25 protein-coding genes are annotated in these 23,184 nt (G+C 29.6%); 21 read left to right on the top strand and 4 right to left on the bottom strand.

Features of this window, described 5'->3' with window-relative positions; genetic code table 11:
* The first annotated feature begins 307 nt into the window (after positions 1 to 307).
* The 16 genes from CUEA01_RS01755 to CUEA01_RS01680 all read left to right on the top strand — a co-directional run bounded on the left by CUEA01_RS01755 (position 308) and on the right by CUEA01_RS01680 (position 14,547).
* A complete protein-coding gene (locus CUEA01_RS01755) occupies positions 308 to 1,381 on the top strand; it encodes a methyltransferase domain-containing protein (RefSeq protein ID WP_234117420.1) in 1,074 nt (357 codons plus the stop codon).
* Between the two features lie 566 nt (positions 1,382 to 1,947).
* A complete protein-coding gene (locus CUEA01_RS01750; protein ID WP_234117419.1) occupies positions 1,948 to 2,769 on the top strand; it encodes a methyl-accepting chemotaxis protein in 822 nt (273 codons plus the stop codon).
* Positions 2,770 to 3,057: 288 nt separating this feature from the next.
* Positions 3,058 to 3,246, top strand: coding sequence for a hypothetical protein (locus CUEA01_RS01745; RefSeq protein ID WP_234117418.1), 189 nt, complete (start codon positions 3,058 to 3,060; stop codon positions 3,244 to 3,246).
* 366 nt (positions 3,247 to 3,612) lie between these two features.
* Positions 3,613 to 4,563: a GNAT family N-acetyltransferase gene (locus CUEA01_RS01740; RefSeq protein ID WP_234117417.1), complete on the top strand. Its 951-nt coding sequence runs from the start codon at positions 3,613 to 3,615 to the stop codon at positions 4,561 to 4,563.
* Between the two features lie 669 nt (positions 4,564 to 5,232).
* Positions 5,233 to 5,793: a hypothetical protein gene (locus CUEA01_RS01735; RefSeq protein ID WP_234117416.1), complete on the top strand. Its 561-nt coding sequence runs from the start codon at positions 5,233 to 5,235 to the stop codon at positions 5,791 to 5,793.
* A gap of 28 nt (positions 5,794 to 5,821) precedes the next feature.
* Entirely contained in the window at positions 5,822 to 6,490 is a 669-nt protein-coding gene (locus CUEA01_RS01730; protein ID WP_234117415.1) for an HAD family hydrolase, read from the top strand.
* A gap of 51 nt (positions 6,491 to 6,541) precedes the next feature.
* Entirely contained in the window at positions 6,542 to 6,967 is a 426-nt protein-coding gene (locus CUEA01_RS01725) for a bis(5'-nucleosyl)-tetraphosphatase (protein WP_234117414.1), read from the top strand.
* Positions 6,968 to 7,046: 79 nt separating this feature from the next.
* The gene (locus CUEA01_RS01720; protein WP_234117413.1) at positions 7,047 to 8,000 is read left to right on the top strand and encodes a GNAT family N-acetyltransferase; all 954 of its coding nucleotides are present in this window, start codon (positions 7,047 to 7,049) and stop codon (positions 7,998 to 8,000) included.
* A gap of 290 nt (positions 8,001 to 8,290) precedes the next feature.
* Positions 8,291 to 9,592, top strand: coding sequence for a helix-turn-helix transcriptional regulator (locus CUEA01_RS01715; RefSeq protein ID WP_234117412.1), 1,302 nt, complete (start codon positions 8,291 to 8,293; stop codon positions 9,590 to 9,592).
* Between the two features lie 13 nt (positions 9,593 to 9,605).
* Complete coding sequence (locus CUEA01_RS01710; protein WP_234117411.1) at positions 9,606 to 9,785, top strand: hypothetical protein; 180 nt, start codon at positions 9,606 to 9,608, stop codon at positions 9,783 to 9,785.
* 105 nt (positions 9,786 to 9,890) lie between these two features.
* Positions 9,891 to 10,208 carry a hypothetical protein gene (locus tag CUEA01_RS01705; RefSeq protein WP_234117410.1) on the top strand — a complete coding sequence of 106 codons (318 nt, stop codon included), beginning with the start codon at positions 9,891 to 9,893 and terminating at the stop codon, positions 10,206 to 10,208.
* Positions 10,209 to 10,364: 156 nt separating this feature from the next.
* Positions 10,365 to 10,850: a GNAT family N-acetyltransferase gene (locus CUEA01_RS01700; RefSeq protein WP_234117409.1), complete on the top strand. Its 486-nt coding sequence runs from the start codon at positions 10,365 to 10,367 to the stop codon at positions 10,848 to 10,850.
* A gap of 188 nt (positions 10,851 to 11,038) precedes the next feature.
* Positions 11,039 to 11,209: a lecithin retinol acyltransferase family protein gene (locus CUEA01_RS01695; RefSeq protein ID WP_329603983.1), complete on the top strand. Its 171-nt coding sequence runs from the start codon at positions 11,039 to 11,041 to the stop codon at positions 11,207 to 11,209.
* Positions 11,210 to 11,308: 99 nt separating this feature from the next.
* Positions 11,309 to 11,869 (top strand): histidine phosphatase family protein, encoded by a 561-nt coding sequence (locus CUEA01_RS01690; protein WP_234117408.1) that lies wholly within the window; start codon positions 11,309 to 11,311, stop codon positions 11,867 to 11,869.
* A gap of 328 nt (positions 11,870 to 12,197) precedes the next feature.
* Positions 12,198 to 12,608, top strand: a complete 411-nt coding sequence (locus CUEA01_RS01685) for a peptide deformylase (protein WP_234117407.1) — start codon at positions 12,198 to 12,200, stop codon at positions 12,606 to 12,608.
* 481 nt (positions 12,609 to 13,089) lie between these two features.
* Positions 13,090 to 14,547 carry an IS1182 family transposase gene (locus CUEA01_RS01680; RefSeq protein ID WP_234122100.1) on the top strand — a complete coding sequence of 486 codons (1,458 nt, stop codon included), beginning with the start codon at positions 13,090 to 13,092 and terminating at the stop codon, positions 14,545 to 14,547.
* A 359-nt stretch (positions 14,548 to 14,906) separates the two neighbouring features.
* Here the strand turns inward: CUEA01_RS01680 and CUEA01_RS01675 are convergent, their stop codons facing one another.
* A complete protein-coding gene (locus CUEA01_RS01675) occupies positions 14,907 to 16,256 on the bottom strand; it encodes a hypothetical protein (RefSeq protein WP_234117406.1) in 1,350 nt (449 codons plus the stop codon).
* Between the two features lie 183 nt (positions 16,257 to 16,439).
* Between CUEA01_RS01675 and CUEA01_RS01670 the strand changes: the two genes are divergently transcribed.
* On the top strand, positions 16,440 to 17,921 hold the full coding sequence (locus CUEA01_RS01670; RefSeq protein ID WP_234117405.1) for a hypothetical protein: 1,482 nt from the start codon (positions 16,440 to 16,442) through the stop codon (positions 17,919 to 17,921).
* Between the two features lie 139 nt (positions 17,922 to 18,060).
* On the opposite strand, the gene CUEA01_RS01665 is transcribed toward CUEA01_RS01670, so the two are convergent.
* Positions 18,061 to 18,390, bottom strand: coding sequence for a winged helix-turn-helix transcriptional regulator (locus tag CUEA01_RS01665; protein ID WP_234117404.1), 330 nt, complete (start codon positions 18,388 to 18,390; stop codon positions 18,061 to 18,063).
* 135 nt (positions 18,391 to 18,525) lie between these two features.
* Between CUEA01_RS01665 and CUEA01_RS01660 the strand changes: the two genes are divergently transcribed.
* A complete protein-coding gene (locus tag CUEA01_RS01660; protein WP_234117403.1) occupies positions 18,526 to 19,038 on the top strand; it encodes a flavin reductase in 513 nt (170 codons plus the stop codon).
* A 133-nt stretch (positions 19,039 to 19,171) separates the two neighbouring features.
* On the opposite strand, the gene CUEA01_RS01655 is transcribed toward CUEA01_RS01660, so the two are convergent.
* Positions 19,172 to 19,615 (bottom strand): tautomerase family protein, encoded by a 444-nt coding sequence (locus CUEA01_RS01655; protein ID WP_234117402.1) that lies wholly within the window; start codon positions 19,613 to 19,615, stop codon positions 19,172 to 19,174.
* Positions 19,616 to 19,677: 62 nt separating this feature from the next.
* Here CUEA01_RS01655 and CUEA01_RS01650 point away from each other — a divergent pair, with 62 nt between their 5' ends.
* Positions 19,678 to 20,556, top strand: a complete 879-nt coding sequence (locus CUEA01_RS01650; RefSeq protein WP_234117401.1) for a LysR family transcriptional regulator — start codon at positions 19,678 to 19,680, stop codon at positions 20,554 to 20,556.
* Between the two features lie 46 nt (positions 20,557 to 20,602).
* Positions 20,603 to 20,911 carry an MGMT family protein gene (locus CUEA01_RS01645; protein WP_234117400.1) on the top strand — a complete coding sequence of 103 codons (309 nt, stop codon included), beginning with the start codon at positions 20,603 to 20,605 and terminating at the stop codon, positions 20,909 to 20,911.
* A 619-nt stretch (positions 20,912 to 21,530) separates the two neighbouring features.
* Here CUEA01_RS01645 and CUEA01_RS01640 read toward each other — a convergent pair.
* On the bottom strand, positions 21,531 to 22,205 hold the full coding sequence (locus CUEA01_RS01640; RefSeq protein WP_234117399.1) for a haloacid dehalogenase type II: 675 nt from the start codon (positions 22,203 to 22,205) through the stop codon (positions 21,531 to 21,533).
* Between the two features lie 124 nt (positions 22,206 to 22,329).
* On the opposite strand from CUEA01_RS01640, the gene CUEA01_RS01635 reads away from it, so the two are divergent.
* Complete coding sequence (locus CUEA01_RS01635) at positions 22,330 to 23,013, top strand: ArsR/SmtB family transcription factor (protein WP_234117398.1); 684 nt, start codon at positions 22,330 to 22,332, stop codon at positions 23,011 to 23,013.
* The last annotated feature ends 171 nt before the right edge of the window (positions 23,014 to 23,184 follow it).

Genomic DNA, 23,184 nt, shown 5'->3' with positions numbered 1-23,184 from the left:
TGACATAGGCTTTTATTTAAGCCGTTGGTATCACTAGATTTAAGGCAGGTAATATGGTATCTATCATATCCTAAATGATTTATAAAAATAAATGTTTATTTTTGGTATAATATAACTAAGTCAGTTCCAAGAAATTTAATCTTGATAATTAATTTAGAATGCAGGTATAAAAATAATTGAAAAGCAATGATTTAGCAAGCTGTCAATTATTTGTATATTTAACAATAACCTTGCATGAGTGAAACCAAAAGTGCAAGGAATTTTATTTATTCATCTACTATACTGTTTTTAGAGAGGAGTGATACATTTGAACTGGTATGAACGAATTAACGAAGCATTTGACTATATTGAAGATCACTTAGATAGCAATATTGATTTAGATAAAATTGCTAATATAATGTGTCAGTCTACAGTTGGTTTCCAGCGTACATTTTCTATATTTATGAATATATCAATATTTGAATATATTCGCAAAAGACGCATGACATTGGCTGCGATTGAATTGCAAACAAAATCTATAAAGGTCATCGATGTAGCCTTAAAATATGGTTATGAATCTCCAGAGTCATTTACGCGCGCTTTCAAAGAAATTCACGGAATAACGCCATCGGCAGCACGTAAGAAAGGCGCTCAGCTTAATCTATTTCCACGTATCACTTTTCTACTCACAGTAAAAGGAGATATTAAAATGGATTACCAAATGTATAACAAGAGTGAGGAAATTGTTAACCTTAAAGGATTTAATTGGGCTATTTACCCATCTCCAAATCTTAAGCCTGTAGATAATTGTATTTACTTGGCAAATAAATGGAAGGAATCAGGTTATGTTGATCTTTTAGATTTAGGAACAGGACTTGGTCGCCATGCCATTTATTTTTCAAAACAAGGGTTTAATGTAACCGCAACGGATATTTCTGATTATGCTGTTCAATACTTAAAAACATGGGCTGCAAAGGAAAATCTTCCTATAGATGCGGAGGTTGGTGATATGCTATCTCTAAATTACCCCAATCAATCGTTTGACTGTATCTTTGCTTACCATGTTATTTCTCATACCGATTCAATTGGCATGAAAAAAACAATTGAAGAAATTGAAAGGGTGCTCAAACCAAATGGTGAGGTATATTTATCGTTTTGTTCAAAAGAAAGTACAGATTTTATTGAAAATAGAGGTAACAAATTAGACAAAAATACTCTTATATGCCGGGATGAACTTGAAAAAGGTATACCTCATTTCTACGCCGACTTATATGATATCAAAGAGCTTTTAGCAAATTTCAAGATAGAACTCATAAAACATACAGAATATTTCTATGGTGACTTCAATCCGAATAACCATTGCAGGGAAAAATTTTATTATGTTAACGCAATCTTAAAGTGAAGAAAATAAGCTTAATCTATGGAAAACTTAATACACAATATGTTTATTTGACGTTGTAAATTTCTTGAGTGATAAATTTATAAATATAAGCTTACATCAAATGGTGTAAGTTTATATTTATTCCACAAATAGGGTAAAAGTCTACGTTAAAATTGTTACGATGAACCGTACAACAAGTAACGTAGGCTTTTTTTGAAATAATAGAACTTGTAAATATATATTATAATATTGTAAAGCAGCTAAGATTAAATAGGAAGTATATAAGTATGTATTAGTTATATGTAGTGTAATTAGAATCATTGATTATTGTATCAATACTTTAACCTAAATCATGATGAGTTTTTTGATTAAATTAAATAGAGAAAACGGACTAAAGTGGAAGCTTGCAAAATAGACTAAAATACCTTGAAACTTGAAATTGTTACAAAGGCTATTAAAGTACGACACGACGTCAAAGTCAATAGCTGAGTAATAAATTAGAATCTATATATTTTATATGGGGAATATAGTATAATCATCTTAAATTACATTAGTTCAAATTTTATTAGGATGTAGGGGTGAGGAATATGAACAATAATATAATTAAATCTTTAATTGATGTATTACCTATCTTGGGTGAAATGATTCATGAGGATGTATCTACATGTGTAACTGACAGAGAAAAGTGTATAGAAGCATTTATTAATCCTAGAGTTCCTGTCATTTTTAAGGCGGGAGATGTAATACCTAAAAGTAATCCTTTAATGTTATGCATGGAAAAAAGGAAATCTATGCATGCTATAGTACCTAAAGAAGAGCTAGGAATTGATTTTATGGCAATAGCATATCCCCTAATTAATGATAACAATGAGGTTATTGGAGCTGTTGGAATTGGTAAAAGCATAGAAAGTTCAATGAAAATTGATGGGGTTGCCAAGGATATATTTTCTTCTATTGAGCAAACAGGTCTAGCGGTTAATAATATTACGCAGGGTTCTCAAGAAATATCTAATTCTGTAAACGACATGGTGTCTTTTATTAATAATGTAAAAAATAAAATTGATGAAACTGATAAAATAATAAGTTTTATTCAGCATATATCAACTCAATCAAACTTATTAGCTTTAAATGCAGCTATTGAAGCAGCTAGAGCTGGGGAAAGTGGAAAAGGTTTTTCTGTTGTTTCATCGGAAATGAGAAAATTAGCACAAAATAGTAAGGATTCGTCTGACAATGTATCAAAATTTCTTAGAGAAATTAAAGAATCTATAAATGATATACTTGTAGGTGTAAGTAAAACTAATTCAGTTATTGCAAATCATGCAGCTTCAACTGAAGAAATAAATGCAACTATAGAAGAAATAAATATAACATTTAAAAAGCTTATTGATTTAACAAAGGTGAGTTAAACAGACAACTTGTTGATTAAGCTTTAATATTTTTTATTCTAGTATCAGCTGCGCTGAACATTATGTTTTAAGGCATGTGAGAACATTAAGTTTAAGATTTTTCGAAGTGATAGCGGAGAAAAATCATCCTTCACTGTACTATGTACTCTAAGTGAAATCCTAGTTTTCTAGGATAAATCTGGTGTTAGCCATTTCAACCTTTCAAGTGGTTTATCTTTAGTAGTATGGAATTAAGAAAAAATAAAAAGGACATAATAAAAGTGAAACTAATTTATAGGAGATGACATAATGGAAAAAACTGATGAAGCAATTGATAGAATTAGGACACTTGAATGTGCTACTGGAAGTTTAGAAGATAGAATTACAGAAATATTGGAAGATTGCAGAGTTGCACATGAAAATCAGATAAAGATTGATAGAGATGAGTACCTTGACAAGGAGGATGCACAGGCATATAAAGTTGAAATAGCAAGCTAAATACAACCGATTATAGTACTTGCAAAATCCGGATATGATGATTGTGTTTAAACCATAAAAGGTGATACTATATAAGTTTATGCAGATGAATTAAAAGAATCTTTAGCAGTAAGATATGGTTGATCAAATTATGAAATTATATCGAAAAGGATATAAGAAATGCTTATTCTTTGAAACTGACGCCGATAAGCTATTTACGGAGAACCGTACCACAAATAACGTAGGCTTCATATTAAGCTATGGATATGACTGGTTTTTATGTAAAGATTAATATAGAAACATTCTTTACCTTTTAATTCGAGTATTCAAAGTATTATAATCGCATTAGAGTATTATAATACCTTGATCTTAAGGAGAAAATAAAATATGAAAAAGATTGATAAATGGAAAAAAGGCAAAGAAGAATATATATTAAATGATGGATTTATGTTAAAAAGAGCGGATAAGCTAGAGTTTGGAATTCATGAAACAATATACTCAAATGTGGATTTAGAACTAAGTTATAGTTGGAAAAAACAAACAGTGGACAAGATAGATTATGATGATCATTTTTGGATATTTAAAGATGATAAAAGAGTTGGAGGAGTACATATTGGTGCCGATTTTATTGGAGCCTTTTTCATTGAAGCCCCATATGCTGTAGATAGATTTTTAGTTATTAGTTCACTTCATAATGCGATTCTACAGTGGTCAGGTAAAGATAATATAATTAAGATATATGGTGTTACGCCTAAGGATATAGAGAATTTTAATAAACTTGGGTATAGAATAGAGTGTGAAAGAAGAGTAATGATTCGCCCAACAGAAATATTTGAAGATATTAATTGGAGTGATGATTTTATAGTAAAAACACCGACTATATCTGATGCTCAAAATATAGGAAAGTTGTTCTTTGAAAGTTATAGTGGTGGAATAGATTATGAACTTTTTGGACATCGAAACTTAGAAGAGGCTGTAATGGATGCTGAAAGAATTCTAAAGATATATAAAACAAACAATACGCTTGATGGTTCAACTATTATTTTTGATAAAAATAATAATGAATTAATAGCAGCTTGCATAGCTGGAATTAGTGGATTTTGTGATAATGACTTCTCTGAAATTGGCGAAGTTGTAGTAAGACCAGATTACAGAAGATTAGGAATTGCTTCTAATATGATAAAGTTAGCACTAACTAATTTAAAGAAAATATCGCCAGCAACAATCTTATGTGTTACTATAGGTAATCCGTCAGAAGGGTTATATCATAACATGGGATTTTTCTCAGGGGTTAAATTTACAAACATGTATCTAAAGATAAACCACCTTGAAACTTAAAATTTATTTGTATCGAAATGCCGGCTTCTTGGCATTATGATGCACATGAATTTTAATAGTTGAAATGGTTTATCTATAAATAATTAAGATTACAAAGGTGAACATTTTATCATTAGCAAATTCTTATGAACAGCTTTTTAGCAGTGCCCATATAAGGAGAACCAAGTCCAGATAATGATGGTGGAGGTTCTCCTTTTTATTTTGTTTTAAGAAGAGTTATTATGATAAATTCGTTGAATATAATCATGTGTATTTATATTGAAATCGAGGATAAGTATAGAAAAGTATGCATTTATAAATTATGTTATAATAACTTGACAATAGTAAAATAAGGAAAATTAAAAGGAGGGTATTATGGTAGAAAAGTATAAAGTAATAACTTTGTGCGGGAGTACGAGGTTTAAAGATGAGTTCTTGAAACTACAAAAGGTGAAATAGAATATGCTATAAAGATTGGAAAAAGGATTAATTATCTAGAATGCCATAATGATTAGTCTGTTTGGCAATATTGTTAAAAAGTGAACTAAATATGTTTAAGTACTATTCTAAGGAATTATGATAGGACTAATAAGTAATTGCTTTTCGTATGTAATTGAAAATAGTAAATTTTCATAAATAAAAATAATATACTGTATACTTAAAATATAACGAGAGGAAGTCGATGTTTTAATGAAGCAATATATTTCTCAACCCAAAGGTAGTATGAGTTGTGGTGCGTATTCAATTGCTTACTATTTATGGGAAACTAATAAAGCTCAACATATAAATGATAGAACTTTTGTTGATAATATTTACAAGAAAATACAAGTAGGCCCCAATAATATGGGTATCCATGAAGCTTGTTCAAATCCAGAAAAGGTGTCTATTGAATTAAGCGATACATGGTATTCAAATTCCTATATGTGTATATTACCTAATAGTCCACTTATGCAACTTGCAAACGGGTTTAACATATCTGCTATAAATATAAATGTTATTGATAAAGTTAAAGCAGGTGATAATAAATATGCAATTATTTTGTGCAGTTCGGAAAAATCTGCTAGAGCATTACATTATATACTTATCAAATATGAAGATAATACATTAAAAATGTTAAATTCATCAGCTATTTATGGTAATGGTATTGATAATGTTACTTGGGAGAATTTTATTGTCGAATCTAACGGTAAGCTTAAATTAGAGAAGTATACTCCATACCTGTATACAGGAGCAGGAATTCTTATAAAATAATCTTATCAAAAGGATGGTGGATGTATTTATGATAAAAGCAGTAATTTTTGATATGTATGAAACCTTAATAACTCATTTTAAAAGTCCTGTATATTTTGGAACACAAATGGCTATAGATGCAGGAATATCAGAAGATAAATTTCAGGAACTGTGGAAGCCTACAGAAATCGACCGAACAATAGGTAAAATGACACTTGAGGAAGCCCTCGAAATGATTCTTATAAAGAACAAGTGCTATTCTAAGGAATTGCGGGATTCAATTGTTGAAAAACGTATAGCGACAAAGGAAGAGTGTTTTAATCATTTGCACCCAGAAATAATAGCTCTGCTTTGTAGCTTGAAAGAAAAAGGAATTATGATAGGACTAATAAGTAATTGTTTTTCGGAAGAAGCATATGTAATTCAAAAAAGTATACTGTTTCCATATTTTCATGTGGTTTGCTTATCATATGAACAGGGAATACAAAAACCAGATGCTGAAATATATAAAAGATGCATGAATAAATTGATGGTAAAAGCTGATGAATGTTTATATGTGGGAGACGGAGGTAGCTTTGAATTAGAAGCTGCTAGGGAACTAGGGATGAATGCAGTCCAAGCAGTTTGGTATTTACAAGATGGGACTATTCAACCATCAGGCAGAAAGGAGAATTTTAAACAAATTGAAAAACCATTAGATGTGCTGGATTATATATAGATACTGATTTTAGCATTTATACAAATTCTAATAGGATGGAGGATTTAGAAGATGAAATATGAAAATTCTTGTGGAGCAGTGGTTTTTACTCGTCATAATGGTGAAATTCAATATGTAATTATTCAATCATTAGAAGGATATTATGGCTTTCCTAAAGGTCATATGGAGGGAATAGAACAAGAGAAGGAAACAGCACTTCGTGAAATATACGAAGAAACTGGTTTAAGAGTACACATTTTAGATGGATTTAAGACAAGTGATGAGCATCCAATTCCAAATAAAAAGGGAATAATAAAACGTATTATATATTTTCTGGCAGAATACGAGGATCAAGAAATACAATTTCAGAAGGAAGAGTTATTAGGGGCTAGCTTGATGAACTACGAGAAAGCTATAAGCGCCTTTCAATTTGATAGTTCCAAGAGAATATTGACAGAAGCAAGCAGCTATTTATGTAAATTATATAATGAGTTCTAGCTTACAAAAAAGATTTTTGTATTATATTTAAATAGAATGGAGATTAAATATTATAGTTTTAGGAAATTGGAGGAATAGGATGGAATTTAGAAAACCAGAACTAAAGTATATAGACGAAGCGGTTGGATTGGCAATAATAGAATATAAAAATGAATGTACTAATAACAAACAATTGTTAGTGAAAAATTATATGAATAAGTTGAAGGCACTAATATCTGATATTTTTAACAGTAAGTATGGATTGTTAGCAATTGAAGACGAAAAACTTGTAGGATACCTAATGTTTTGGGGTGGATTTGAAGGGCAGTTTGGAAATGTAAAAGGTTCATTTTCACCGTTGTTCGGAAGTGCATTTGCAGGCAGAAATAGGCAGAAAACAGCCTCTTTATTATTTGAGAATTTATCTAAAATAATGATTCAAGATGGAATATTTAGTTTTGCAATCTGTAAATATGCACATGATAAAGAGATAGCAGAATCTTTGATATTCAATGGTTTTGGTATTCGTTGCAGTGATGCAATAAGAGATTTGTCTAATGTAGATGAATTGAAGATGGATAGTGGATGTAGATATAAAGAAGTTAGCTACCAAAAAGCAAATATATTATTAAATTTAAAAAATGGGCTTGTTAAGCATATGAATGACAGTCCTATATATTTTCTATCTGAACAATTTACAGATGAGAAGTTTGCAGAATTGTGTGAGAAAAGAAAAAGTCGATTCTTTGTTGCATATGCTGATGATAGACCTATTGGATATATTGAAGTTGAGGAAGCTGCAGAAACATTCATTTCAGAAGATTCTGAAGTACTCAACATCTGTGGCATGTATGTTGAACGTAAATATAGAAATAGTTCTGTAGCTAAAGAACTCTTAATGTATACTATGAAAAGACTTGCAAATGAAGGTGTGAGATATTTAGGTGTTGATTGTGAAACATTGAATCCAACGGCACTTCGATTTTGGTCAAAATACTTTGAATGCTATACTTATAGTTTTGTTAGACGAGTTGATGAAAGAGTTTTAGGTTAAATATAATGGGCATAATCTGTATTTACATTTATGCTGTTATTTTTGTTAATTACGTTAATTATATTCTTGACTGCTATTTTTATAGGTAAAAAACTGTATAATAAATAGTATATTTATAAAAAAGGGTAAAATAGAGAAATAATATATTTTACCCTTTCGTATTTATGGGTGATTCTTTAAATTGTATTCTATATTAAGCTTAGATTGTAAGTGAGCCTATTTACATGAAATCATATATTTGATATAATTGTTAATAATGATAAAAGATGTATAAGTTAGGAGCGTTTTGAATGGGCAAATGTATAGTGATATCGGACGGTGATAAGATAAAGGCAATTAGAGAAAAGTACAATTTAAAACAAGATGAGATTTCAGGAAATGATATAACTAGGAATCTAATAAGTGAAATTGAGACAAACAAAGCCAATATAACTAAGAAAACAGCAGAAGTAATTATAAAAAACTTGACTGAACTAGGGAAGAAAAAAGGCTTTAAAGTTACTGAAACGGTTGAATATTTAATGGAAAATCAAATTGTACAGGCTACTAAAGTTCTTGATTCTTACATAGAAGAATTAAAAACTTTGGTAATATCTAAAGATAATAGCTTTATAGAAACATTAAAAAAAGCAGAAAGTTTTTTAATTGATTGGGATATTAAAGATAAAAAATTAAAGATATATGAATATGCAGGAGATTATTTTTGTAATAATAACGAAATGTATAAAAGTGCTGTATACTATGAAAAAGCTTCGGCATTACTTAGCAGAATGTTTTTGGATAAGAAATTAATACCACTTTCAAGAAAGTTATCTATGGTTTATGGATATATGGGGAACTATGAGAAAAGTATTGAATGTTGTGAATTTGCATTAAGTCAATTTGATGATATGCCACTTAAAGATAAAGTTATTTTTAGACAAAATAATGCGCTAGCTTATAAAGGTATTAATAACCTTGAACGTGCATTGTATAATATTAAAATAGCAGAAAACATAGTTAATAAAGAAGATACTTCAAGATATATCAAAATCTTAAATAGTAAAGCAGTTTGTTTCTACAAAATGAAACTTTATAAAGAAGCTCTTCAGGTATTTACTGAAATTTTAAATTTAACAAGTAGAAGCGATGTAGAAAAATACTTAGTTATCCTAACAAATATTGTTGATGTATATATGGATATAAACATGAAAGATAAGGCGATTGAAAATCTTAATATTATAACTAATCAGTTATCCAATTTAGATAATAATAGTTTGTGCACATCCAATATTTATTTTGATATAGGTGAAATATATAATAAACTTAATAATCTAAATTTAGCTGAGAATTATTATTTAAAAGCTTTAAATTTTTGTGAGATACAAAAAAATTATGTTTTGGCAAATAATATATTGAGTGTTTTAATAGATATGTATGTAGTTCAAAACAATATTCAAAAAATGGACTATATAAAGGAAAAAGTATACTATATAGTAAATAAGCAAGATAAAGTTGATGATAGACTTATATATAAACTAATGGTTTTTTATAATAAAATCAGTAGTGAAATAAGTACAGAAATCGGCGAATTTGCTTTAAAATTTAAATAAGGAGGTATGTTGTGTGTTAAAGAGAAAAATTATAATACCAATAATGTTATTAATGTGTTCAATGCTTTTATTCTCAGGGTTAATTGTAAATCATGGAAGTATAAAAAATTTAAGTATAATAGATTTCCCTTTTGAAGCAGCTTATAAATCTTTTCAGGTGGATAATATAAAAGGCTTTAGCATGTTTTATTAGAAGTACAAAATTTACTGAAAAAAGTATCAACTTATGATTTAAGTATATAGTATAATAATGAAAACTCTTACCTTATAAAAAGGATAAGAGCTTTTTTATTTGGCTATGTCTAAAATAAGTGTTGATTTTCACGCTTATTTAGAAATTAGAAATTTAATCTTTCCCATTGCACTACACTTTTCGTGGAATTTTTTTCAAGGACCTATATTTGGGTTTCCTGTAAGTGGACTTAAATTTCCAGGTATGATTTCTCAAAGTATTACTTCAAATAATAATACTTTAATGGGAGGAATGTATGGACCTGAGGGTGGAATTATTGGAATAGGATTTAGAATTTTAGTAATAGTACTTACGTTTGCATATGTTTATCCTGTAGTTAGAAAATCAAAATATAACAGATGCAAATATGATTGTGAATCCTAATACTAAATAGCAGTGCGTATCATTAGATACTATTTTTACGAGGCATGTTATAATAAATCAGGAACAAATTAACATAATAGGTAAATGGTAATTTGCAAGAATAAAGAAACTTAAGATTATTTATATAATCTATCAAAAATAATTTGGAGGTTTTTTATGATAGAATTAAGAAAAGTAGATTCAAATAATATCTGGGAAATAATTAAGTTATCAGTGAATAACAATCAATTGGATTTTGTAGCAACAAATACAGAAAGCATTTTAGAAGCATATACTACTATCACTTCGGGAGGTGTTGCATTACCGTTTGGAATTTACAATGGAAACGCCCTAGTTGGTTTTGTTATGTTTGGTTATGGTGCAAATGGTGATGATGATGAACCTGATATTGCTGATGGGAACTATTGTATCTGGCGTTTTATGATTGATAAAACATATCAAGGACAGGGATTAGGTAAAAAGGCTTTACAGGCATCAATTGAATATTTACGAGGTGAGCCATGTGGACGAGCTACATATTGTTGGCTTTCTTATGAACCTGAAAATGTGGTGGCAAAAGCACTTTATAATTCAATGGGCTTCGTTGAAAATGGAGAAATGTGTGATGAAGAAATTGTAGCTGTTCTGCAACTTTTAGATTAATCAATATACATTATTTTACCTTTTCTCATTTAGGTGTGATACGGTGAAACGTATCATAAATAACAGCGTCAGATTGGAATTAAATGCATTGTAAATAATAAAATATATTATTGAACATGAAGGATTACCAGATTATGGAGGTGACCCTCCTTTTTTAAGGTCAAAAATAAATTTAATGAAAAGTATATATTGATAGTTACCCAAAGCCTAAATATACACCAAAAGAAATAATTAAAAGAGCTGAAAGTAAATTGGGTTCAGATTTTGGAGGGTATAATCTTATATCCAATAATTGTGAACACTTTAAACTTGGTAAGCTTATTGATAAGGTTGATTCAAAGAAAAATTTACTTATATAATAGTAGTGAAATAAATTTTATAAACAAAGCTTATCTATTTGTTGTATAATAAATTAATTAAGAATTTTAATTAAATGCGAATTAAATGGAGGTTGTTATATGGCACAATTTTATTTAGTTAGACATGGACAACCAGATTATAGCCCATGTGATGAAAGAGGATATATAGGACATGGCAGAGATTTGGCGCCTTTATCAAAAGAAGGTATATCACAAGCATTGACAACAGCATTAGACCCAAGATTAAAAAGTGCAGATATTATTGTATCTTCCCCATATACAAGGGCTTTACAGACTGCTGCAATTATCTCTCAAAAGACAAATATTGATTTGACAGTAGAGATGGACTTACATGAATGGATGCCTGATTTAACCTTTCAATATCGTGTGTTTGAAGAATGTTTAGACTTAACAAAAGATTTTAATAACTGCAAAGGTATCTATCCTAACGGAGAGAAAAGACGATGGGAAGATTTAAATTCATTAAGAAGTAGAGTTAAAAAGGTTGCAGATAAGTATGCTAATTATAATAAAGTGATTATGGTATGCCATGGAATGGTTATAAGAACATTGACATATGCAGAAAAAATTGCACCTGGTGAAATAATTGAGTGTCATTATGAAATAGGAAAAAGTGATGAACTTTACTCTTTCGCATAATAAAAAGAACTAATTTACAATATTCTTATAATGTGTGATAAAGGCAACTTTGGTGTTGCCTTTTAATTTCTTCAATTATTTTTATCAATAATATTTATGAAAAGAATATAAGAAAGTACTTATTCTTTGAAACCGATGCCGATAAGATAGTTACGGAGAAACGTATCATAAATAGCGTAGACTTTTTTGAAATGATATATTTAGTACTATAAGAGTATGATAGGCTTGATCAAAAATCCATATGAACAATTTCCACATATTGTAGCAGATAAAATAACATTAAGAAAAATTGTAGCGTCTGATATTACAGAATAAAGAGGTGAAAATTATGATAAAACCAATTGTAAAAGATGTGTTGTTTTTAAGACAAAAATCAGAAGAGGCAACTAAAAATGATATAGCAGTAGTTGATGATTTAATAGATACGTTGAGAGCAAATTTAGAGTATTGCGTTGGATTGGCGGGAAACATGATTGGAGTAAAAAAGCGTATATTGGTATTTACTGTAGGCGGCCTCATTGTACCTATGATAAATCCAGTTATATTAAAGAAAGAAAAGCCCTATAAAACAGAAGAGAGCTGTTTATCCTTAATTGGGTTTAGAAAAACAAAGAGATATGAAATGATAGATGTTGAGTATCTTGATAGAAATTTTAAGAAGCAAAAGCAAGTGTTTACTGGATTTGCAGCACAGATAATTCAACATGAAATGGATCATTTTGAGGGGATAATAATCTAAGGAAAAAATTAGAATAGCACTAATACAAGAAAACTATGTGTTTTATTTACGGTATGGTTGAACCATATTACAAGTGAAGGCGTACGTCTTTTAAAAGCCCGTAATAAAGCTCAATAAAAATTGGCTGTCGCACAAAATTATTTAATATACAAATAATAAACATTGCGAACCTTTATTCAGAGTACAACTGACAGAGTACAGAGTACAGTGAAGGATGATTTTCTTCCGCCTTGCTACAGAAAATCTTAAAACTTATTTTGATTGCTTATGCAATTGTAGCAGTTCCTGTTTTTACCCTAAAATTCCGTAGGCACGGAGGAATTTTCGAGGCCACTGAAAAAGTCCTAATTGAATAAAAGATTAATGTATTTTTCAAAAACTGCTGACAGCTAACTTCGTTAGCTGTTTTTTGTATTCAAAAAGGATTTTATGGATTTATATAGAATTATATATGTGTAGAAGACCGTTTAGGAGGAAATCAATAATGATAAAGCAACAAAAGTTAGTTATGAGTCCATATACTGATTTATATGATCTTATTATTCCAAAGGATAACATTTTAAGAAAAATAAAAAATTTAGTTGATTTTTCATTTGTTTATGATGAAATTATTGATACATATTGTTTTAACAATGGCCGCGGAGCCATTGATCCTATAATGATGTTTAAGTATTTAATGCTAAAAATAACATTTGATTTATCAGATGTTGATGTTGTTGAACGTTCAAAATATGATATGTCTTTTAAATATTTTTTGGATATAGCTCCGGAGGCTTCTGTTATAGATCCAAGTTCATTAACTAAATTTAGAAAGTTACGATTAAAGGATTCAAATATGTTGGATCTTCTTATAAACAAAACAGTTAGTATCGCAATAAAAAAAGGGATTTTGAAAAGTAAATCTATTATAGTTGATTCTACACATACTAAAGCAAGATATAACCAGTTATCGCCAAGAGCTATTTTAGTTGAACAATCAAAACTATTAAGAAAATCTGTTTACGAAATAGATGAAGAAATGAAAAGCAAGTTTCCTAAAAAAGTTAGTAACGGTATATTGGAGGATCAAATTGAGTATTGCAAAAAATTAATTGCGGTAATTGAAGAAGATGATAATCTAAGTCAGTATCCTAAGGTTAAAGAAAAATTAAACCTTTTAAATGAATCTATTGACGATGATATAGAACAATTAACACTTTCAAAAGATGAAGATGCTAAGGTTGGACATAAAACAGCAGATACATCATTTTTTGGTTACAAAACTCACATAGCAATGAGCGAAGAAAGAATAATAACTTCAGCCACAATAACTTCTGGAGAAAAGCATGATGGAAAAGAATTAGAAACTTTAATTGTAAAAAGCAAAAAAGCAGGTGTAAAAGTTGAAACTGTTATTGGAGATGCGGCATACTCAGAAAAAGAGAACATTGTTTATGCAAAAGGAAATGACATAAAATTAGTTGCAAGATTAAGTGAATGTGTAACCCATGGAAACAGAAAGAATTCAAATAAGTTTGAATTTAACAAAGATGCTGGGATGTATGTATGCCAAGAAGGTCATATGGCTTTCAAGAAAACACTTCAGAAAAAAAATAATACCCAAAAAAATCAGATGGAACAATATTTTTTTGATGTAAACAAATGTAAATGTTGTCCATCACAAAAAGGATGCTATAAAGAAGGTAATAAAACAAAAACCTATTCTGTAACAATACTTTCTAATCCACATAAAGAACAAATAAAATTTCAAGAAAGTGAGTATTTTCAAGAAAAATCAAAAGAACGCTATAAGATTGAAGCTAAAAATAGTGAATTAAAGCATAGACATGGGTATGATGTTGCATCTGCCACAGGTCTAAAAGGTATGCACTTGCAAAGTGCAGTGACAATATTTGTGGTTAATCTAAAAAGAATTCTTACCATCTTAGATGGTAAATAAGGAGGCTTTGATCCTTATATATGAATATAAAAGTAAATTTAAGGAAAATGCTAAGGATTATACCCTAGCATTTTTGTGAATATTTTTTGAAACATTTTTTCTTAAAAAACAGCCGGTTTTTCAGTGGCCTCGAATTTTCACCTTAACCCACTGTAATTGCGAAGTAAGAGCGTTTTGGAACGATTTAAATAACAGCTTATAAATCTTAGAGGAATATTCTCAAAAGACTTAGAACTTTCAATTTGTCTGAACGATAGTGAGTTATTGAAAGTTCTTAGGATTTTGAGAATATTCCTCTTAGATTTATTGCTGCTATTTAATGTTCCAGAATGCTCTTACTTCGCAATAATTTTAAATTATTAGCCAGTATATATCCAATATGCAAAGCCATATACAGGAGTAGTATACAAATTTGTATTATTTGATACTAAAGCTAGTACACAATCATCATAATAATCATCACTTTCATAGTTTACTTGCAATTGTTGACCAATTGATACAGGAAGATTATTCATGGTATATTTAAAGGTACCATCTGCACCAGTATAAAAGGTTGGAGAAGTTGTGCTATTAGGGCTAATAGTCGAATCGCCATCAGTAACTTGCATGTTTAATGATACATAAGGTAAGATATAGCCAGAGGAATCTACTAATGTTCCAGACATTGATAGGTTGCTTTTATATGATGGGTATGATCCCATATTCCACCTTACGGTACCTTCATCGCCACTTACAACCGGATTTACAACTTGGACGGATGAATCTTCAATTTCAACTTGAGAAGCCTTCCAATCTGACCAATAGCCATTGGAATCTTCTACACTCGTAAGAACGTAGTATATACCTGTATCTGGTATTGAAACATTTTGGGACCAATTTGAGAAATCTGTAGTAGAGTTTGCAGGTTTATCATATACTAGGTCGTCATTTAAAGAAGCAGTATTTAATATTAATGTTTCGGAATTCTTTAAAGTGGAGGAGCTATTTTGAGCTTGAGAACTTGTCCAACTTACATTAAAAGCTAAGTTTTTAGGAACTAAACCTGGTAAAGCATGATCCAAGTTGGCAGTTGGACGACTTCCACTAGCTGGTTCAATATTAAAATCTGGATAAACAGGGCTTGACCAAACATTAGAAGAGTTTTCAACTTGTATCATTGGGACATATTGTGCAGGTGTATTAAACTGGAATTGAGCCCCAATTAGATTATTATTATTGTCAACTAATTTAGTAATACTATAATTAGTTATAGACAATGGAAGAATAGGAATTGATATGTCTTTAGCAAAGTTTTGAGCTTCATATGAATTTGAGCCATCTGAGTTAGCAGATGCAATAATATCTATTTTACTTTGAATGGTTAGATTACCATTTACCTCGCTACTTGGGTTGTCAACTAAGATGTCATAACCAACAGTGGGCTGAGAACTGCTAGAGGAACTATCATTTGCATGTATAAGTTTAGGTGTAAGTGATAGTTTGTTTGATTTTTGGATTGATGAACTTTTATTGGCATGGGAACCAATGAGAGAAGCTAACTTTTGCTGAGATATTTTCTCGGATTTAGTTATAGAACTAATACTTAGTTTGGCTTTAGAATGTGCTTTCGAAATTGAATTAGCATGGGCTGTAACAGAAAATGTAGACATAGAAAATAGTGGTATAGCTATAAGTGATATAGATCTTAAAAAATTTTTTAGGCCTTTCATACTAAACATCCTTCCTTTTATTTGAAAAATATACTTATTTTTATTCTATATTAGATGGAAATAAGAGTCAATAAAATAAAAAAAATAATTTACATGTTATGCAAATTTTTTGTAATAAACCTATAAAGTTGAATTTTATATACGATAATATATATTAATGAAAATAATATTGGAGGTAATAGTATGTCAATTAATTCTATCAGGCCGTCAGCTTTATATTCAAATAATAATATAACTATTAAACAACCACCTGATAATTCTTGTGAGTATTCTAAAGGACCTATCGGATGTTTACATATTGATTCAGCAACAGGAAAACTCACAGAGGTTGTAGCAGGGGAAGACACAATACCAGCAGCTAATTTTGATAAAAGCAAAATTTATGTGGAAGATGCTCTAGTGAGATATGATTATAATACTGGAGAAAATGAATTTGTTACATATAATAGCAGAGGAGAAATTAATGGTCCTAGTTCTTCAAAAGATACCTATTCTGGTGTTTTTTCTTTAAGTAATAGGGGTGAGACTTCTCAGCAAAAAATTTTAGATGACATCGACACTTCTTTTTCTGCGTATAAACCAGTGAGCAATAATATTCCTCAAAACAGAGAAACATTAGCTGAGTATGATGAGGAATCTGATAAGGTACAAGCTGAAAATCAAAAAATACAAAGCCAATATGAGGAAGCATTACATCAATATGATAGCTACTCAACACCAATTGCAGATTCAATGAACCTCTATCTTTCGACACTTCAAAATCAGAATCTTCATAGTGCAGCTAACAATTTAACAGATGTACCTACAGGTGATGGAAATTATCTTGCAGAATCTGTAGTAGCCTATGATAAGGCAAAAACAGAAATTCAAGCTACCTATTCTAGTGATAATATAGCAAAACGAGCAAAAGAACAAGGAATTAGCGATGTAGATGCTTATACTAAGCAGCAGCAAACTCAAGAAAAAGCAGAATTGCAAAAGCTTAATCAATACTATTCTAAAGATACAGGCGAAAACATAGATGCACAAGCTAACAATCTAAATACATTTTTTAATAGGGCTAAATTCATTAATGATCCTAGTGAAACGTCTATTAGTAATTCACTTGTAGATATGGAGAAGCAACTTTTTTCCGCATATAGTCAGTTCAAACAAGATAATAATATTGACTATTCTAACGAAAGTGTAGAGGATATTGCAAAGAAGTTTGAGGACTATAGCTCAAATAAGGTAACTGTAACAGCAAATATTTCTGGAACAAACTTTACCTATAAAGATATAGTTTCTGCTGGACAGGTACTTAATGACGCATTTGCAGTTTCAAATACAAGCAATACAGTTGATGCGTATAAGGCTGCACTAGGGAATTCAGAAGTCTCTTATGTTGCTGTGCATGATATGACAAGTTCTGCTGGAAAACTTCTATTACAGGAGTATAACAAGCATATTTATAATCAAGAAAGCAGTTCAAATAAAGATATAGACACAGCGTATTCTAATGAAGCATATGCACAGCTTAAAAAATTAGATGTTTCTAGTGCTAGTGCATTTCAAAATAGCTTTAATAATGCTCTACAGACATATTTTGAGAATGGCTATGATAATAGTTATGCAAAGGAACTTCAAGGTTTGTTTACCACCTTTGCAAAACAATTTTTAGGATAAACCCTGCATAGGCATGTAAAAATAGTAGCTAACCATTGCGAAAGGGGCTACTATTTTTTCTGATATATATATATTGTACAAATGCAATATTATAGGTAATGTATCGTATAGGAGTGTTAAGAGATACAACAAATAATGTTTATGATAAATTCTTAAAATTTGAATGTCCCCAGATACACATTTCTTTTAAAATGGGCATAAGAGATATTCCTTTTTTAGATAAAGAATATTCCACTCTTGGTGGCACTTGCCCGTATTCCGTGCGTACTATAATATTATCAGCTTCAAGTTCCTTTAGTTGACTGCTTAGCATCTTATGAGTAATGCCGTTAACGGATTTCTTTAATTCTCCATAACGCATAACTTCACAACGCCATAGCCAAAACATTATAATCATTTTCCATTTACCACTAATTATAGACAATGTATATTCAAATGGTTCGGGGTTTATATCGGTACATTTATCCATCTTATTACTTTCCTTTCAGTGAGTATCTTACAATAAAGTGCATACTAGTATTGCATTGTATTAAGTATATAATAATACATGTTAATAAGAATTTGCAAAGTAATTTGTATTAATAGAAGGAGCTAGAATGATATTATGAATAAATTTAAAGAAATTAAACCAGAAGAATTAAATAAAAGCACATTTCAACTTATAGGTAAGGATTGGATGTTAATTACAGCAGAGAAGGATAATAAGGTAAATACTATGACTGCAAGCTGGGGTGGCTTTGGTATAATGTTTGCTAAAAATGTAGTTTATATTGGTATAAGACCTCAGCGTTATACTAAAGAATTCGTAGATAATTCTGATACTTTTTCTTTAACATTCTTTGATGAAACTTTTAGAAAAAAATTAAGTTATCTTGGAACTGTATCTGGTAGGGATGAAGATAAGATTTCCAAAGTCAATTTAACAATTCAACATGAAAATAATACACCTTATTTTGAAGAAGGAAATATTGCGATTATATGTAAAAAGTTATATGCACAAGATTTTGATCCTAAATGTTTTACAGTAGGTGAATTAGATGAAAAATGGTATCCTAAAAAAGATTACCATACATTTTATATTGCAGAAATAGAAAAAGTTCTTATAAAAAATAGTTAAAGTATACAATAGTTTGCATATCTTTTTATAAAAAATGTTCAGCTAAAATAGAAAAAGGAATACTTAAAGATTAATATTATTGCTTTATTCTTCATTAATATTCCTTCCTTTTACATTTTGCTAAATGTTAATTTCATTTAATCATTTGGGCTATACCTTCGCCAAATGACCAGTCTTCTAATTCAGTTTCTATAAGCATTATGAACACATTCTCTTTAGGAACTTTACAATTTATAAATAGCTTGTCTGCAATATTCATATATAACGCCTTTTTTTGTTCCATAGTTCTGCCTGATCCACATGTAATTTGAATATATAGAACACCATCAGTCCTAGTTTTATTAATAAGATAATTATTATCATAGAAAATTTCTTCTTTTTTGTGAGAGGCAAAAACTTGAAAATAATCTTTTGGAGGAACATTAAATTCCTCAATGAGTGAGTTTAATATATTTTCACTAATTAAAGGTAAATCTTTCTTGGTATATTTTTCTTCACAATAACTTACTCTAACGAATGGCATTTTGCAATCGCCTCCTTTTATTTGATGTCTTAATTTTACAACAGATGTTTTCATTTGTATAATTGAATTAATTAATAAAAATTATCAATTTTATAGATGAAGATGGAGTGTTAAAAATGGATTTAAAAGAACTTATTACTTTTCGTACTATTATTCAAGAAAGAACTTTTTCAAATGCAGCGATTAAACTGCATTATGCTCAATCTACTATAACCAATCAGGTTCAACGCTTAGAAAAAGAAATAGGTATTAAACTTTTTCAGAGAGGGTGGGATGCAGAATTGACTCCTGCTGGGAAAATATTTGCAGAAGAAATTGATGAGCTTATTAAGCATTGGAATTTTGTATTGGAGCAAGCAAAGTTTTTACAAAAGGAAGAAATAGGCGTTTTAAATATAGGAATAATAGAGACACTTGCAGTCAGTATTCTACCAAAGGTGCTTAAAAAGTTTGCTGAATATAAACCTAATATTACCTGTAATTTTATTGTTGGAAATACGGATTCACTATCAACGGCTTTATCTAATAATTCTATAGATTTTGCTATTTGCTCAAGCAGTAGCGAATACAACTTGGATTTTGAGAATATTTACAATGAAAAAATATCTTTTATTGTTACTAATAATCACCCATTTGCTAAAAAAAAATCAATTTCTATAGATAAATTGATAGAATACCCTCTAATTATTGGTGGGAAAAATTGCTTGTATAGCATTAGGTTGGAGGAGGAGTTTTTGAAGCTTCATAATAGGCCGTTTTGTTATTCTATTAGTCAAATATCTTCAATTCCTTCATTTGTAGAAAAACTTTCTGGTGTAGGAGTAATAATTTCATCTTTACAATTATCTGAAAACTTTGTGAAAATTCCAGTTAATATTGTTAATCCATATATTGAAATTGGCATCTTGCAACAAGTTAAGAAACAATATATATCTTCTACAAAAAAGTTATTTATAGAAATTTTGAAGGAAGAAATTTTATTGAATCAAAATTAAGAATGTAACAATATATATAAGGAGGATTCATGTAACAGGTGAATATATGAAAAAAATTATGGATGAAAGATTAATTTATGAAATACTCTCCGTTGTGGAAGAAATCCCAGAAGGAAAAGTGGCTACGTATGGACAAATTGCCAGACTTATTGGTAGAGACAAAAACGCACGACTTGTAGGGAAGGTTCTTAGCCAAGCAGAATTTTATGGAAGATACCCATGTCATCGTGTGGTAAATCATGCTGGAAGGTTGGCACCTGGGTGGCAAGAACAACGATTTCTTCTATTAGAAGAAGGTGTATCCTTTAAAGATTCGGATCATGTTGATATGAAGAAAAATCAGTGGAATTGTTAAGTTGGAGATTAAATTCATTGGTAAGGTTGATTTAAATGGCTATGTTTTAAAAGAATGTTGATATGAGCTTATGACAGTAGGCATCTTAAAGAAAATAACAAGTTCAACTTTCGGCTAGTTTTGTGTAATATTTCGTCACTATAGCACACTAAGACAACCAGTATTAGCGTGTTACAATTCCTTGTATTACACAAAACTATCTCTCAATTTGGACTTATTATTTTTTTTAAAATGCCTTAATGGACTCTAAGAATTGCTCGTTTATAATTTGCTACCCATTTAGATGCATCGTCCTGATGCCTAAATGGCTTTGACCGTTCTAGTCAAAATTACGCAAATTATAAACGAGCAATCCTAAGAGTCCATAAAAGCCAACGCATCATAGAAACATTCTTTTAAAAATAGCTAAACTTACTAAAGGAAGCTATGTTTTAAATAAGTGTGAAAATCAACACTTATTTAAAACATAGCCATTAAAAAAAATCTACTTATGATATGATGCATTTTTAAAATGGAGGATTTAGAATATGAAAATTCTTATGGAGCAATGGATAATTTTGAACCCAATTTGAAAAGTCTGTAGCAGAGTTTATAGGTTTATCATATACTTGGTCGTCATTTAGAGAAGCAGAACTAAGTCAAGTAGAGATTTTAATTCAATGTCTGATTCAAATGGTAAGACTTCTTTTTTATTATTAAAGCGATTTATCCAAGCTACATTGAAGCCAAAACTTTTAGCACCAGCCACATCCCAACTATTAGAAGAGATAAATAAAATTTCATTTTTGTTAAGGTCATATTTTTCTAAAATTAAATTATAGGCAGTAGGATGAGGTTTATATATATTAAGACTGTCAACAGAAATACAGGAATCTATAAGGAAATCTATCTTAGAATTTTTAATAGCCATATGTAACATGTTAGGTGAAGCATTGGATAATATAGCAGTTGATATTACCATTTCTTTTAATTTAAATAAAGTAGTAGGAACTTCTCCGTAGCAATTAATATGCTCATATGATTTTAAAAGATTAATTTTTAAAAACTCATTTTTAATATTAAAATAATCTAAAGCGTAATCTAGCGATTCTTCAGTTATATGCCAAAAGTCATCATATCTATTCATAAGACTACGTAACCAAGAATATTCTAATTGTTTAGACCTCCAAAGCTTTGAAAATGGTTCAGATATATCTCCCAATTCGTTACAATAGTGTTTAGTGACTGAATTAACATCGAATAATGTACCATATGCATCAAAGACGCATAGTTTAATATCTTTTAAATTTTTCATAAGAAATGCCTCCGTATATAAAATTAAAATTTTAAGTTAACTTATGATATAATTATAAAGCAATATTATTTCGATGGAGATAGAAACGATATTGTTAAATTATAAAAGTCTGGAGGGACTTATTTTGAAACCAGATCCTATGGTAAATGATATTGCATCATTAATAGCCGATTCATCTAGAAGCATAATGCTTATGAACTTATTAGGAGGTCAACGTACCGCAGGCGAATTAGCCAAAATAGCTGGTATTAAACCACAAACAGCAACATTTCATTTATCTAAAATGGTTAACGCAGGAATTATTGAAAAAACTATATATGGTAGGTATAGTTATTTTAAATTAGCTAATGAAGATGTTGCAAAATTACTTGAATTACTTATGAAACTTTCAAAATCACCTAAAACCAAGTCATTAAATCAATATATACATTCAGAAGCTCTAAGAAATGCGAGGCTTTGTTATGACCATATTGCTGGAAAATTAGGAATAAGGATTACAGAGGCTTTTTTAAGATTTAGCTATATTCAATTAGAAAATGATATATTCTATGTTACAGAATTTGGAATAAGTAAATTGATTGAATTAGAAATAATAAATTATAGGTTGAAAGATATAGAAAACTTACGAGGAATTAAATGCTATGATTGGAGTGAGAAGAATTATCATATAGCTGGAGAATTAGGAAAAGTTATTACAAGCGGGTTAATTGGATTAGGCTGGGTTAAAAAATCGCTTGTAAACAGAGAAATTGGAATTACGGAATATGGTAAAAAGAATTTATATAAGTATTTTGAAATAGAACTTTAAATAAATTTTTTCATAGAAAATAACTATATCAATTGCATAGGCATGTCTAAAGGCTGCCTAACATTTTGGTATGGTTTTTTTTGTGTGATATAGAAATAAACAAATAATATTTTAATAAATTAATATTTTTAATGGCTTAATATTACTAAAAAAGCAATAAAAAACAAACAA

Origin of the sequence: Clostridium hydrogenum, from assembly GCF_021432385.1 — a bacterium.
GTDB lineage: Bacteria > Bacillota > Clostridia > Clostridiales > Clostridiaceae > Clostridium_S > Clostridium_S hydrogenum.
Note: the sequence above shows the minus strand (reverse complement) of the source record. Positions and strands in the feature narration are given on the sequence as shown.